At 61.8% G+C, this 12,384-nt stretch carries 16 protein-coding genes and 1 tRNA gene; 10 read left to right on the top strand and 7 right to left on the bottom strand.

Annotated features, from left to right (window positions below; all coding sequences use genetic code 11):
- Nucleotides 1–115: 115 nt before the first annotated feature.
- The 3 genes from VD811_10725 (at nt 116) to VD811_10715 (ending at nt 2,329) form a co-directional block, all read left to right on the top strand.
- Nucleotides 116–706 (top strand): LemA family protein, encoded by a 591-nt coding sequence (locus VD811_10725; GenBank protein HXV21446.1) that lies wholly within the window; start codon nt 116–118, stop codon nt 704–706.
- Nucleotide 707: 1 nt separating this feature from the next.
- Nucleotides 708–1,436 (top strand): TPM domain-containing protein, encoded by a 729-nt coding sequence (locus VD811_10720; GenBank protein ID HXV21445.1) that lies wholly within the window; start codon nt 708–710, stop codon nt 1,434–1,436.
- Between the two features lie 266 nt (nt 1,437–1,702).
- Nucleotides 1,703–2,329 carry a TPM domain-containing protein gene (locus tag VD811_10715; GenBank protein ID HXV21444.1) on the top strand — a complete coding sequence of 209 codons (627 nt, stop codon included), beginning with the start codon at nt 1,703–1,705 and terminating at the stop codon, nt 2,327–2,329.
- Between the two features lie 48 nt (nt 2,330–2,377).
- Here VD811_10715 and VD811_10710 read toward each other — a convergent pair whose 3' ends face one another.
- The 3 genes from VD811_10710 to VD811_10700 form a co-directional block, all read right to left on the bottom strand.
- Entirely contained in the window at nt 2,378–3,637 is a 1,260-nt protein-coding gene (locus VD811_10710) for a nucleotidyltransferase (GenBank protein ID HXV21443.1), read from the bottom strand.
- A gap of 76 nt (nt 3,638–3,713) precedes the next feature.
- Nucleotides 3,714–4,412, bottom strand: a complete 699-nt coding sequence (gene sfsA, locus VD811_10705; GenBank protein ID HXV21442.1) for a DNA/RNA nuclease SfsA — start codon at nt 4,410–4,412, stop codon at nt 3,714–3,716.
- A complete protein-coding gene (locus tag VD811_10700) occupies nt 4,409–4,537 on the bottom strand; it encodes a hypothetical protein (protein HXV21441.1) in 129 nt (42 codons plus the stop codon). The genes sfsA and VD811_10700 overlap by 4 nt, the downstream gene beginning before the upstream one ends.
- Before the next feature lie 136 nt (nt 4,538–4,673).
- On the opposite strand from VD811_10700, the gene VD811_10695 reads away from it, so the two are divergent.
- A tRNA-Thr gene (locus tag VD811_10695) sits at nt 4,674–4,749 on the top strand.
- A 133-nt stretch (nt 4,750–4,882) separates the two neighbouring features.
- Nucleotides 4,883–5,155 carry a cytochrome c3 family protein gene (locus VD811_10690; protein HXV21440.1) on the top strand — a complete coding sequence of 91 codons (273 nt, stop codon included), beginning with the start codon at nt 4,883–4,885 and terminating at the stop codon, nt 5,153–5,155.
- 138 nt (nt 5,156–5,293) lie between these two features.
- Here VD811_10690 and VD811_10685 read toward each other — a convergent pair whose 3' ends face one another.
- Nucleotides 5,294–5,611: a tetratricopeptide repeat protein gene (locus tag VD811_10685; protein HXV21439.1), complete on the bottom strand. Its 318-nt coding sequence runs from the start codon at nt 5,609–5,611 to the stop codon at nt 5,294–5,296.
- 426 nt (nt 5,612–6,037) lie between these two features.
- Between VD811_10685 and VD811_10680 the strand changes: the two genes are divergently transcribed.
- From VD811_10680 to VD811_10670, 3 genes are all read left to right on the top strand, one after another.
- Complete coding sequence (locus tag VD811_10680; protein HXV21438.1) at nt 6,038–6,418, top strand: desulfoferrodoxin; 381 nt, start codon at nt 6,038–6,040, stop codon at nt 6,416–6,418.
- A 189-nt stretch (nt 6,419–6,607) separates the two neighbouring features.
- A complete protein-coding gene (locus VD811_10675; protein HXV21437.1) occupies nt 6,608–6,907 on the top strand; it encodes a hypothetical protein in 300 nt (99 codons plus the stop codon).
- Between the two features lie 37 nt (nt 6,908–6,944).
- Nucleotides 6,945–7,355 (top strand): gamma-glutamylcyclotransferase family protein, encoded by a 411-nt coding sequence (locus tag VD811_10670; protein HXV21436.1) that lies wholly within the window; start codon nt 6,945–6,947, stop codon nt 7,353–7,355.
- A gap of 37 nt (nt 7,356–7,392) precedes the next feature.
- Here VD811_10670 and VD811_10665 read toward each other — a convergent pair whose 3' ends face one another.
- From VD811_10665 to VD811_10655, 3 genes are all read right to left on the bottom strand, one after another.
- A complete protein-coding gene (locus tag VD811_10665; GenBank protein ID HXV21435.1) occupies nt 7,393–7,992 on the bottom strand; it encodes a DUF924 family protein in 600 nt (199 codons plus the stop codon).
- 58 nt (nt 7,993–8,050) lie between these two features.
- A complete protein-coding gene (locus VD811_10660) occupies nt 8,051–8,761 on the bottom strand; it encodes a response regulator (GenBank protein HXV21434.1) in 711 nt (236 codons plus the stop codon).
- 233 nt (nt 8,762–8,994) lie between these two features.
- Nucleotides 8,995–9,693 carry an FKBP-type peptidyl-prolyl cis-trans isomerase gene (locus tag VD811_10655; GenBank protein ID HXV21433.1) on the bottom strand — a complete coding sequence of 233 codons (699 nt, stop codon included), beginning with the start codon at nt 9,691–9,693 and terminating at the stop codon, nt 8,995–8,997.
- A 195-nt stretch (nt 9,694–9,888) separates the two neighbouring features.
- Between VD811_10655 and VD811_10650 the strand changes: the two genes are divergently transcribed.
- On the top strand, nt 9,889–10,428 hold the full coding sequence (locus VD811_10650; protein ID HXV21432.1) for a hypothetical protein: 540 nt from the start codon (nt 9,889–9,891) through the stop codon (nt 10,426–10,428).
- Between the two features lie 127 nt (nt 10,429–10,555).
- A partial coding sequence (locus VD811_10645) for a DUF3536 domain-containing protein (protein ID HXV21431.1) occupies nt 10,556–12,384 on the top strand: 1,829 nt, incomplete at its 3' end.

Here is a 12,384-nt window from a genome sequence, read left to right as displayed (position 1 = left end):
TTACAATAGCGCCTCAGATGCCTATATTGACTCAATCGTAACCGGCCTTGATGGCTTTGTTTCTTGCGAGATTATCATTTAACAATCGGATTTTATTCAAAAGGAGCAACACGCTATGCGTAGACGTCTGATGCTGCTCATCCTCTGCGGGCTCGCCGCCCTTCCTCTGCTCTCCGGCTGCGGTTACAACCAGATCCAGCAGAACGAGGAGGCGGTCTTCGCCGCCTGGGCCGACGTCGAGGCGACCTACCAGCGCCGCGCCGACCTCATCCCCAACCTGGTGGAAACGGTCAAGGCCTACGCCGGCCACGAGCGCGAAACCCTGCAGGCCGTCACCGAAGCCCGGGCAAAAGTCGGCCAGATGAACATCTCGGCCGGGGACCTGGGCAACCCGGCGACCCTGGAAAAATTCCAGGCTGCACAGGGCGAACTCTCCGGCGCCCTCTCGCGCCTGCTGGTGGTGGCCGAGCGTTATCCCGACCTCAAGGCCAACCAGAACTTTCTCGATTTGCAGCACCAGCTGGAAGGGACGGAGAACCGCATCAACGTCGCCCGCCAGCGCTACAACGCGGCGGTGCAGACCTTCAACAGCTCGATCCGCACCTTCCCCAACAATCTGACCAACAATTTCCTGCTGCACCTCGAGCGCAAGGAACCGTTCAAGGCCCAGGCCGGCGCCGAGCAGGCACCGAAGGTGAATTTCTAGGATGCCGCTGCGCCGTCTCATCCCGCTGCTGCTTCTGGTCCTCTGGCTGCCGACGACTGTCCTGGCCCTGGAGATCCCCCGACCGACCGGTTACGTCAACGACCGGGCCGGCATCCTCTCGCCGGGAACAGTGGTGAAGCTTGAGACATTCCTGCGCGATTTCGAGCGCAGCGACTCCACCCAACTCGTCGTCCTCACCGTTCCGACGCTCGAAGGGGAACCGCTGGAGGAATATGCGCTGAAGGTGGCGGAGGCCTGGGAAATTGGCCAGAAGGGAAAGGACAACGGCGCCCTGCTGCTGATCGCCAAGGCCGAACGGAAGATGCGCATCGAGGTCGGCTACGGTCTTGAGGGGCGCCTCACCGACCTGCTCGCCGGCAGGATCGTCGATCAGGAGATCGCCCCGCGCTTCAAGGCGGGCGACTTCGACGGCGGTGTGACCGCCGGCGTCGCCGCCATGGCCGAGGCGGTGCGCGGCGAGTACCAGGGGACCGGTCGCGTCGACAAGAAAAAGGAGCGCAGCCCTTGGGGAACCCTGCTCCTGCTCCTCTTTCTCGGACCCGGCCTCGCTCTCCTCGGCGCCGGCCAACGCTCTCGCGTCGGTCATCATCGGCGTGGCGGCTACTGGGTCGGCGGTCCCTTCGGCGGCGGTGGCGGCTTCGGTGGCGGCGGGGGCTTTTCCGGGGGAGGCGGCAGCTTCGGCGGCGGCGGGTCGTCGGGGAGTTGGTGAGGACCCCTATTTTTCGTAGGCCGGAATAAACGCAGCGTTTCCGGCCTGCTCAGGGTTTGCGAAGAATGCGCAGGGTACGGCAAAAGACGCCTTATCCCGGCCTACGGAGCTACAATCAAAGGCTTAAACCATTGCACGCGGATCAAATCGGATAAAGGCGGATTAAATAGCGTTGGTTCAAACCCATTTGATCAACGTTTTATCTGATTTTATCCGATTGGATCAGATTTTATCCGCGTGCAGGTTTTGAACATTGAGGTTGACCAATGCCCAAATCCAAGGATTTCTTCAGCGAAGCGGAAAAGCAGCGCATCGAGGCGGCGGTACGGGCGGTCGAAAAGAGCACCAGCGGGGAGGTCGTGCCGATGGTGGTCGATCAGTCGTATGACTACCCGCAGGCCGAGATCGTCGGCGCCGGCAGCTTTGCCCTGGCCAGTGCGAGTCTGCTGAGCTGGTATTTCGGCGGCGCTTCGGTCTGGGTGTTTCTCGCCGGCTTCTTCCCCCTCTATTTCCTCCTCAAGGCGCTTATCCGCAACACGCCGGCGCTCAAGCGGCGGCTGGTCCACCCGGCCGAAATCACCGCCGAGGTGGAGGAGAAGGCCATGGTCGCTTTTCTCGAGCAGGGACTGCACCACACCCGCGACGAAACCGGCATCCTCATCCTCATCTCCCTCTTCGAGCACCGCGTCTACGTCCTGGCCGACCGTGGCATCAACAACGTCGTCCCCCTGCACACCTGGGACGAAATCGTCCAGACGGTGACCACCGGCATCCACGAGGGTCGCGCCTGCGACGCCCTTTGCACCGCCATCGGTCGCTGCGGCGCACTGCTTGAAGGGCATTTCCCGGCCAAGCACGACGACACCAATGAACTACCGAACCTGATTGTGTAGGGGCAGGCATTGTGCCTGCCCGAACCAGGGCACCCGCAAGGGGTGCCCCTACAACCCCTCCCCCTCGAATCTCAGCTCTTCGAAAAAATCCCGGTTCCGGCTTCCTCCCTCCCACCTCTTCATCAGCAGGGTGTAGTTGCGCGTGGCGCGGGTTTCCAAAACGAGCATCCGTTCGGCCAGACGGCAGCGTGAAGTCTGCGCGCCGTGGTGGCGCTTGAGGGTTGCATGCAGGCGGGAATAGTTGGCCACCAGCGGCAGGCCCAGGCGCTTGCGGCTGCCGGCGAGGAAGGCTCGACCCTTCTGCGTACAGCCGAGCAAGTGCAGGTAGAGAGGGCCGGCGACGAGAAACTCCTCCATCTCCTCACGTCCCACCTCGTTGAGGATGTAGCTGAGCAGGCGCTGGATGCGGGTGCGGGTGAGGTGCCGCGCCTTGACGGCGTCGATCAGGTCCCGGTAGCTGCGACTGGTGTCGGCGGCTTCGGCCAGACGGTTCTCGATCCCCTCCTCGACCTGATAGAGCGCAGTCAGGCTCGCCGCCCCGCGGCCGAGGCGCGCCAGCAGCAGGCGGTGCAGAATCTCTTCGTCAATGTCGCGGCCGGCGGCCAGGGCCTGCTGCAGGATGGGCCGGACGGGCTCGGGAAGAAGTTGAGCGACCTCGCCCCCCTCGGCGAGCAGGCGGCGGATGCCGGTGGCGCTGGCGATGGCGCCGACCGCCTCAACATCATGGTAGCCGGCGCCGATCCGGGGAATGGTCAGCGCCCGCATGGGGCTGCCGGCCTGGCGCAGCGCCCTGAGGTACTCGATACCGAGGATGTTGTTGGGGGTGCTCAGCAGCTCGGCCAGCGCGGCGTCGTCGGTCAGTGGCGCCAGCACCTGCGCCCGGGCTTCCGGATAGGTCAATCCCGAGCGCAGCAGAGAGGCGGTGCGTCGGCTCAGTACGTCCTCGTGTCGCAGCAGCAGGTCGGCGCAGGCCTGCAGGCCCCCGAGTTCGCCCGCCTCGCTGCCGAAGCAGAGGGCGTCGATACCGCCCAGGGCGTCTAGCGAGCGCACTGCCCCTTCGGCAAAGCGCGGCGCACTGTTGCAGGCCCAGGGGAAGGGGAGTTCCACTACCACATCGACACCGCCGGCGAGCGCCATCCTCGTGCGCACCCACTTGTCCACCAGGGCCGGTTCACCGCGCTGCAGGAAGTGCCCGCTCATCACCGCCACTGCCACTTCGGCATCGGCCGCCTTGCGACTTTCCTGCAGATGATGCAGGTGGCCGTTGTGGAAAGGGTTGTACTCGGTGATCAGGCCAACGGCGCGCATGGAATCCATGATTGGTGAAGAGTGCCAAAATACTGATGACGGATGACGAGGGCGGGAGACAGCAAGACCCCTGTCCTCAGGTCTCAAGAATCACCGAAATCCTCTCCCCGACCCTGTTTTCCTCCGGAGTGACGACGCTTTTGTACGCCAACACTTCGACGCCCTCTTTTGCCGCCTGGCGCAGCAGTCGTCCGTACTCGGGATCGATGGTGTCGGCCGGAGCGAAGGCCGTCGCTTCGCCTCGCTGGACGAGAAAGAAGATCACCGCCCGGTACCCTTCGGAGCGCGCCCGCATCAGTTCGCGAAGGTGCTTCTGACCACGGATGGTGACGGCATCGGGAAAGCAGGCGACGCTTGCGGCAGCGGTCAGGGTGACATTCTTCACCTCGACCAGCGCCCTCTCCCCGGTGCGTTCCAGCAGGAAATCGATGCGACTGTCATGGTAGCGGGACTCCGGGATAATGCGGTAGCCGGAGAGTTCCGCGATCGCCCCGTTTCTCAGCCCCTCCTCCACTACCCGGTTGGTGCGGTGGGTGTGGGTGTCGACCCAGTGCCCGTTCACCTCGATCAACTCAAGGGTATAGCCGAGCTTGCGCGCCGGGTTTCCTGCGATGGAGACGAGCACGCGATGGCCGGGGACGGCGCATTGCAGCATGCTGCCGGTGTTGGGGGTATGGGCGGTAACGAGGCGGCGGTCGGCCAGTTCCACATCGGCGAGGAAACGCTTGTAGCGACGGAGCAAACGCCCTTCCAACAGCGGGGAGGGGAGCCTCATCCAGCGATCTCCTCGATCAGCTTCGCAATGTGCGATCCGGCGACAGCAACCCGGTCGTTGATGGTGGCGGCGATGCCCGTGTTGTCCATACCGGTTCTAGCGAAAAAAAACGGAGGGAGGTCCATGAAAATTCTCCTGCGTGAAAGTGCCGGCATTCTACCCACAATCCCCTCGGCCCGCAAGTCCGCCAACCCGTGTTTCCCCAAAACCCGTTGACATCCCGGCCGATATACGTTAAATACATGAACCTCATAGTCATTCGCCACCCTAGCTCAGCTGGTAGAGCAACTGATTCGTAATCAGTAGGTCGTCGGTTCAAATCCGATGGGTGGCTCCACTTGGCAAAAAACAGGGGCCGGCACATTGTGTCGGCCCCTGTTTTTTGCCAAGCTTTTGCCTTGACAAAATCTAATTATTTTTATTAAAGTTATTCCGCATTAATATTTCCCACAATCAGGAGGAGAAGAATCATGAAGAAACTGCTCGTTGCTGCAATGCTCGTCGCTTTCGCTGCCTCGACCGCCCTGGCCGTCGACTCTGTCACGCTCACGGCCAAGAACGGGAACATCACCATGAACCACAAGAAACACAGCGAATCGATGGAGTGCAAGGTCTGCCACGGTGAAGGTGCGCCCGGCAAGATCGGTGCTTTCGGCAAAGACAAAGGGCACGCCCTTTGCCTGGACTGCCACAAGACCAAAGCGGCTGGCCCGACCAAGTGCGGCGACTGCCACAAAAAGTAATCGTCAGATTTCCCCTTCCCTAAAAGGCCCCGTTCGGGGCCTTTTCTTGTTTTAACCGCTCCATGCAAATCAAATGGGGACCCGCTGAGCAGCGGGTCCCCATTCACTGTTCTGAACAATTAAAAACCTGCTGACTGGTCAGGGAACGCCGGCACTTGTTGCGTAGGAAAACCCTTCCTTATATACGGCGAGAGGGTCTCCCTGCGCTGTAGCACAGCGCAGCCAGAAGGCAGCCTGTTCATAGTCGCGCGGCACGCCCTGGCCGGTCTCATACATCAGCGCCAGACGACGCTGTGCCTCAACCTCCCCCTGCCCGGCCGCCAGACGCAGCCACGGCAACGCTTCAGCATATTCCCGGCGGTCAAGGAAGTATTCGCCAAGCAGGACCTGCGCCTCAACTTTTCCCGAACGGGCCAGATTGAGCAGGAAGGCGACATCGGTCCCGGCCTGCTCCATAGGCCGGACAATCTCCGACGCCTGCAGAAAGCGGGGCGACAGGGCAAAAAGAACAACCACCGATAGAGATATGCACACGAACCTCATGCCACACCTATTCGGAAAAGATTTGCTTGATATAATGGATTAACTTTTATACTGGCCGGGATTTTTTGGCAATGGGAAAAAAATTAAAAATTTTCGCCGATCTTGCGCGGCAAAAGATCAGAAATATTTTCAGGCATTTAAAGGTCCTCAGCATTTTCAGGCAGGGCACCCATGTGGCTTTATACAAGGAGAGGAGAATTCTCAAATCCGAACTTTTCCCGACGGCCGGTTGGGGCACCAGACGCTGGCAAGCGTGACGCGCGGGCGACCGGTTGCGCATTGCCATCGATATGGTACATTTGGTGACTCAAAAACCATACGACCCAAGGAGACGCGTTCATGCCCAAACAACTGGAAGTCTACAAGTGTGAAATCTGCGGCAACATCGTCGAGGTGCTGCATGCCGGCGCTGCCCCTCTGGTCTGCTGCAACCAGAAAATGAAGTTGATGGAGGAAAATACCGTCGACGCGGCGAAGGAAAAACACGTTCCCGTCATCGAGATTGGGGACGGCAAAATTACCGTCCGGGTCGGCAGCATCGCCCACCCCATGGAAGAAGCGCACTACATCGAGTGGATCGAACTGCTCGCCGACGGCAAGGCTTACCGACAGTTTCTCCATCCCGGCGAAAAACCGGAGGCGGTCTTCCCGATCAGCGCCCGGAAAGTTACCGCCCGCGAATACTGCAATTTGCACGGCCAGTGGAAGGCCGAAGGATAAAGGACCCACACCGGACCCCGGTTGCATCATTGGTCAAGGCCGCCCTCATGCTGAAGGGCGGCCTTTCCTTTTCCCATCGAACGGGGATGCGTCCGCATCTTGCCATGGTATAGTGTGGCAGAGCCTGAGCCATTGCGGATAACGCAACGAATTTCGGATCGCAGCGGGCTGCGACAGGAGGCTGCCGCCATGCCAGACAATCGCCGTGAATGGGACGATCGCATCCGGGACCGCGCCGCCGTGCGCAAAATCGCCGCCGACCTGGGGATTTTCGGCAGTGGCAAGCATTTCTTCTGCCCTGGCTGCCAGCCGGAAGGAGGAGAAAACCCTGAGCTGGTCATTCAGAATGGCGGTTTCCAGTGCTTTCGCTGCGGCGCCAGCGGCGACGTGGTCGGCCTGGTCAAACTGGCCCGCGGTTGCGACCTGGAGTCGGCGATCGACTGGCTGGCAGCGGAGACCGGCGCCAGAGGGCAGGATGCCGACGCTTAGGTTCCACCCCACTGTTCACTCCAACTGAGGCGAAGCAATGACGGCAGAGAGGTTGCCGATCTTCGTCTATGGTACTTTGCGCCCCGGGGAAAAGAACTATCGCGGCTACCTTGCCGGGCGAACCGTCGACGAGGTTGCGGCAACGGCGGATGGTCAGCTTTATTTCGTTGCCGACGGCGGCTATCCTTATGTAGAACCGGGTCGGGGCACAGTGGCAGGCGAACTGGTTTACCTCGATCCGCGCCACTACGCGCAGACGCTGCGAGAGGTCGACGCGCTCGAAGAATACGATCCTGACAACGAATCTCACAGCATCTATCTGCGCCGGCGCACGACCGTTACCCTGGCCGACGGCAGTCGCACCGCCGCCTGGATCTACTACTGGAATTGCCCGCAGATCACCGGTATCCGGATCGCCAGCGGCGATTTCCGCGACCGGCCCGCCTGATGGCACCTCTCAGCATCAGTTTGATTGTCCTGCAGAATCAGAAGGAGGAACCGGGCTCGCGGAGGAAGGCCTCTTCTTCGGCGGTGGAGGGACGCGAAAGGGACGCGTTACGGTGCGGGAAGCGGCCAAAGCGCTCGATGATCGCCCGGTGCCGCTCCGCATAGTCGAGAAAGCTCCGACAAAGCTCCCTGAGCGTCGCTGGGGCCTGCCGGAGCAACTCAGCGAAGGCGGCCACCGACTGTTGCTGCAGAGCGATGTCTTCGGCGTGTTCCAGAGGGAGATAGAAAAAGGCGCGCTGGACAGTGATCAGCTCGCGGTCCTGGCCTGCGTCCAGCCCCGCCAGGCAGAGTTCGCGGGCCTTGCCGTCAAAGGCGTAAGCGCTGGGGAAACCGCGATAAATGTTGCGCGGGAACTGGTCGAGCAGGATGAGCAGGGCGAGGGTTCCGCGCGGGAAGGCACGCCAGCCATCATATCCGCCCGCGCCGGCCCGTTCGACGTCGGCGGCAAACCGCACGCGGATCTGACGGTCGGTCATCCCGGCGCCACCGAACCAGAGGGCGATACGCTCGGGAGGCACCGGCTTCCCCTCCCTGAGACCCCCGAACCAGAAATCCAGCACCTCCGCTGTCTCTGCCATTTTCCACCGAACACTCCCTGCCGTTGCCAACGGGAAGCGGAATACACCGCCGCGGGCATTACCCGTCGGAGGTCTTCTTTTCGACATGTTCGCGAATTGCCAATGCCGCCTCCTCGGCCAGGTCGAGGAACTGAATGCCCATGCCGCTCGGCAGGCTGGAAGTCTTGATCCACTCGGGATGGTTGACCCAGGCCACCCGCCCCTTGCACCGGATGCTCGAGGTATGCCCCGGCAGGGTGAACTCGAGAGTCACCAGGGTATTGACGGGATGCAGGCGTTCGATCTCGACGAAGAGTCCACCGGCATTGATGTTCAGCACCCAGGCAGGCTGCAGCTTGCGTGGGTCCCGCCCGCAATGCACCGGGAAGCGGGTTTCGACCCGGGGGCCACTCCTTTCGATGATGTTGAGGACCCGGCAGGCCGCGGTCAGCAGTTGCTGACTGTCGATCGGCCGGCGAAGGATATCGTCGCAGCCCGCCTCCCGGCAGCAGGAAGCCACTTCCTCACCGCCGGCATCTACCACCAGGATAATCGGTGTTGAGCGCAGGATGGCATCTTGCTTCACCCGCCGGCAGATCGCATCGCCTTGCCGGTCCGGCATATCCAGGGCCAGGATGGCCAGCACCGGGTCCTGCTCTTCGATCATTTCGAACACCCGTTCGCCGCTGTCGGCCACCAGGAGGGTGAAACCGGCCCGACGAAAAAAAGAGCCTTCCAGTGCCTGCAGCAGTTCCGCGTCATCGGTCAGGAGAATTTTCTTCCTGAGCATCTGGAACCTCCCTCACCCTTTGCAACCGTCAGAGACATGCCGGCGCAAGGCCGGTGCCCATCGCAGCTTTAATTCGATTTTACCTGAGAAAACGATCCAGACCAAGGCTGCCGCATCTTTTTCGGGGTACTTCCCGCACGAATCGAACCAGCACACCTCCGCGACCGGCAAAAAAAGCCGCCCCCTCAGCAACGGGCTGAAGGGGCGCTCGGGTCAGGCGGCAAGGGCACTCGTTACTGCACCTTGATCAGTTCCACTTCGAAGACAAGGGTGGAATTCGGTCCGATGACCGGCCCGGCTCCCCGCTCCCCGTAAGCGAGACCGGGCGGGATGACGAGCTGCCATTTGGCCCCTTCCTTCATCAATTGCAGCGCCTCGGTCCAGCCGGCGATCACACCGCTGACCGGGAACGTGGCCGGCTCGCCACGCTTGTAGGAGCTGTCGAACTCATTGCCGTCAATCAGGGTGCCACGATAGTTCACCGTCACCGTGTCGGACGCCTTGGGGGTCTTGCCGCTGCCTTCCGTGAGCACCTTGTACTGCAGGCCGCTCGGCAGAGTCACTACGCCTTCCTTCTTGGCATTTTCCGCCAGAAAAGCCTCGCCGGCCTTCAGGTTCTTGTCGGCCATCTCCTTGGCTTTGACTTCCTGCTTGGCGACGATTTCCTTCTGGAAGGCTTCGAAAGCTTCCTTCATCTGTGGTTCGGTCAGTGCCGGCTCGCCGCCGGCCAGGGAATCCTTGATCCCGCGCGCCAGGAGATTGACGTCGATATCGATACCCTGCTCCTTGAAATCCTTGCCGATGTTCAAGCCGATGCCATAGCTGACCTTGTCCTTAGTGCTGTTCAGCTCCGGCTTCTTTTCCTGAGCGGTGCAACCACTTGCCATCAACAGCACTGCCGCGGCCGACAGTGCCACCATGCGTTTCTTCATGTTAATTCCTTTCCCTAGTGTGGTTGAAATTGTGATTGCCGACCACCCTTACATACTCCCCGGGACGCTTGCTGTCAATAGCGATTCGCGCCATGGCAACAAAGTCCCCCTCGTGGACAGCTCCTTACTCTCTACTATGGTAAAATGAGGAAAAGCTTCGATCTCTCGCTTGACGAGAGCAGGAGATTTAAATCGATGAACGCAAAAAAAATACTGCGGGTTCATCTGATCATTTTGCTGCTGGCCCTTCTGGTGGGGGGCTGTGCCACCCCAAGGCAACCGTTGGTTCTCGCCCCGGACTTCCGGGACGCCGGCATCCGTGTCATCCACCTGCCAGCGGTGAGCTTCGAACGGCGCTACGAACCACCATACAACATCGACCTGGACAGTGAACTCCGTCAGCGGCTCGCGGCGGTTCTGAAAACCAAAGGGTACCAGGTAGATTTGACGCCCGATGGGGAGAAAACCGATGCGACACTCCAGGTCCATGTCGACTTTCTCTTCATCAGCGAGACGCTAAGCGACCGGCAGCCGCCGCCGGTGATCGACATAGAAGCCGCAGCCAGAATGGTTTCGGCCAAAGATGGCAGGGAACTGTGGCGCGACCGGGGCGGCGGCAGGGTGGGCGGCACCGGCGGTACAAGAATCTTCTACCCCACTGCTGATCGCTATCTGGCCCTCTCCCTGCTGGCCGACCACCTGCTGGCCACACTCCCCAGTGCGGTCGCCAGGTAAGCCGATGGTCGTGGTGTTGAACAAAGGCGCAAGGCGAAGAGCATTTCGCCGCCGAAACGGGTGGTGCCATTCGGCAACGCCGGTCGAACAGCAATGATTTGCACACTTTAACAACCGAGGCATCCACATGAATCGTTTCATCTGCATCCACGGCCATTTCTACCAGCCGCCGCGGGAGAACCCCTGGCTGGAGGACATCGAGCTGCAGGACTCGGCCTATCCTTTCCATGACTGGAACGAGCGGATCACCACCGAGTGCTACGAGCCGAACAGCGCCGCGCGCATCCTCGGCGAAAAGAAACGGATCAGCCGGATCGTCAACAACTACGCCGGCATCAGCTTCAACCTCGGCCCCACCCTCCTCTCCTGGCTGGAGAAGAGTCGGCCGACGACCTACCAGGCGGTGATCGAGGCTGACCGGATCAGTCGTGAGCGCTTTTCGGGGCACGGCTCGGCCCTCGCCCAGGCCTACAACCACATGATCATGCCGCTCGCCAACCGCCGTGACAAGCAGACCCAGATCCGCTGGGGGATCGACGACTTCGTCCACCGCTTCGGCCGGCCGCCCGAAGGGATGTGGCTCCCCGAGACCGCCGTCGACACGGAGACGCTCGAGTTGCTGGCGGAGCAGGGAATCGCCTTCACCATCCTCGCCCCGCACCAGGCCAGCCGGGTGCGCAAGCTTGGCGAAAAGGGCTGGCAAGACGTGAGCGACGGCCGGGTCGACCCGACGCGCCCCTATCTTTGCCGTCTGCCGTCGGGTGCCAGCATCGTCCTCTTCTTCTACGATGGCCCTGTCGCCCGCGACGTCGCCTTCAGCGGCCTGCTGGAGGACGGCGAGCGTTTCGCCAAACGACTGGTCGGGAACTTCGCCGAGCGGGACGGGGCGCAACTGGTCCACATCGCCACCGACGGCGAAAGCTACGGACACCATCACCGTTTCGGCGAGATGGCTCTCGCCTACTGCCTCGATTTCATCGAAAGCCGCAAACTGGCGAAAGTCACCGTTTTCGGCGAATTTCTCGAAGCGTGCCCACCGACCTTCGAGGCGGAGATCGTCGAGGAGACCTCCTGGAGTTGCGCCCACGGCGTCGAGCGCTGGCGCTCCGACTGCGGCTGCCACATCGGCGGCGGCGCCGGCTGGAACCAGGCCTGGCGCGGTCCGCTGCGCGAGGCCCTCGACTGGCTGCGGGACAGCCTGGCGCCGCTCTTTGAGAAGGAGCTGGCCCCCCTCTGCGCCGACCCCTGGGGGACGCGCGACGCCTATATCGAGGTCATCCTCGACCGTGCCCCGGAAAAGGTCCGGGAGTTCCTGCAGCGCCGGGCCGGCCGCCAACTCACACCGGCGGAAGAAATCAAGACGCTGCGGCTGCTGGAGCTGCAGCGCCACGCCATGCTCATGTACACCAGCTGCGGCTGGTTCTTCGACGAGGTGTCGGGAATCGAGACGACCCAGGTGCTCGCCTACGCCGCCCGCGTGCTGCAACTGGCCGAAGAGGCCTGCGGCGTCAACCTGGAAGGGGAGTTTCTCTCCCGGCTGACAAAGGTCCCCAGCAACCTGGTCCGCTGGGGCAACGCCGCCCGCATCTACCAGAGTCAGGTCAAGCCGACGCGCCTCGACCTGATCCGGGTTGCCGCCCACCACGCCATCGTCTCCGGCTTCGGCGAACCCTGTCGTCCGGAGGAATCCCACGTCCACGGCATCCACTGCTACACGGCTGAGAATTGCACCCTCGAGAAGTTCCCCAGCGGCCGGATGCAGCTCAGTGTCGGACGCACTCTGATCCGCTCCAGGATCACCTGGAACCAGGACGAATTCACCTATGCCGTCCTCAACCTCGGCGGCCACAACCTCAATGCCGGGGTGCGTCCCTACCAGGACCAGCAGGCCTTCACCGCCATGCGCCAGGCCGTGACCGCCGCCTTCGACCGGAGCGACATCCCCGAGGTGGTCCG

Source organism: Desulfuromonadales bacterium, assembly GCA_035620395.1.
Classification (GTDB): domain Bacteria; phylum Desulfobacterota; class Desulfuromonadia; order Desulfuromonadales; family DASPGW01; genus DASPGW01.
The sequence above is the reverse complement of the archived record's forward strand: the minus strand, read 5'-3'. Positions and strand labels throughout refer to the sequence as shown.

Bases quoted from the DNA above. Each gene is read 5' to 3' on its own strand.
- VD811_10720 (HXV21445.1), top strand. From the start codon at position 708: ATGCCGCTGCGCCGTCTCATCCCGCTGCTGCTTCTGGTCCTCTGGCTG.
- VD811_10685 (HXV21439.1), bottom strand. From the start codon at position 5,611: ATGGAGCAGGCCGGGACCGATGTCGCCTTCCTGCTCAATCTGGCCCGT.
- VD811_10680 (HXV21438.1), top strand. From the start codon at position 6,038: ATGCCCAAACAACTGGAAGTCTACAAGTGTGAAATCTGCGGCAACATC.
- VD811_10660 (HXV21434.1), bottom strand. From the start codon at position 8,761: ATGCTCAGGAAGAAAATTCTCCTGACCGATGACGCGGAACTGCTGCAG.
- VD811_10670 (HXV21436.1), top strand. From the start codon at position 6,945: ATGACGGCAGAGAGGTTGCCGATCTTCGTCTATGGTACTTTGCGCCCC.
- VD811_10650 (HXV21432.1), top strand. From the start codon at position 9,889: ATGAACGCAAAAAAAATACTGCGGGTTCATCTGATCATTTTGCTGCTG.
- VD811_10715 (HXV21444.1), top strand. From the start codon at position 1,703: ATGCCCAAATCCAAGGATTTCTTCAGCGAAGCGGAAAAGCAGCGCATC.
- VD811_10675 (HXV21437.1), top strand. From the start codon at position 6,608: ATGCCAGACAATCGCCGTGAATGGGACGATCGCATCCGGGACCGCGCC.
- VD811_10700 (HXV21441.1), bottom strand. From the start codon at position 4,537: ATGGACCTCCCTCCGTTTTTTTTCGCTAGAACCGGTATGGACAACACG.
- VD811_10665 (HXV21435.1), bottom strand. From the start codon at position 7,992: ATGGCAGAGACAGCGGAGGTGCTGGATTTCTGGTTCGGGGGTCTCAGG.
- VD811_10655 (HXV21433.1), bottom strand. From the start codon at position 9,693: ATGAAGAAACGCATGGTGGCACTGTCGGCCGCGGCAGTGCTGTTGATG.
- VD811_10690 (HXV21440.1), top strand. From the start codon at position 4,883: ATGAAGAAACTGCTCGTTGCTGCAATGCTCGTCGCTTTCGCTGCCTCG.
- VD811_10725 (HXV21446.1), top strand. From the start codon at position 116: ATGCGTAGACGTCTGATGCTGCTCATCCTCTGCGGGCTCGCCGCCCTT.
- VD811_10710 (HXV21443.1), bottom strand. From the start codon at position 3,637: ATGCGCGCCGTTGGCCTGATCACCGAGTACAACCCTTTCCACAACGGC.
- sfsA (HXV21442.1), bottom strand. From the start codon at position 4,412: ATGAGGCTCCCCTCCCCGCTGTTGGAAGGGCGTTTGCTCCGTCGCTAC.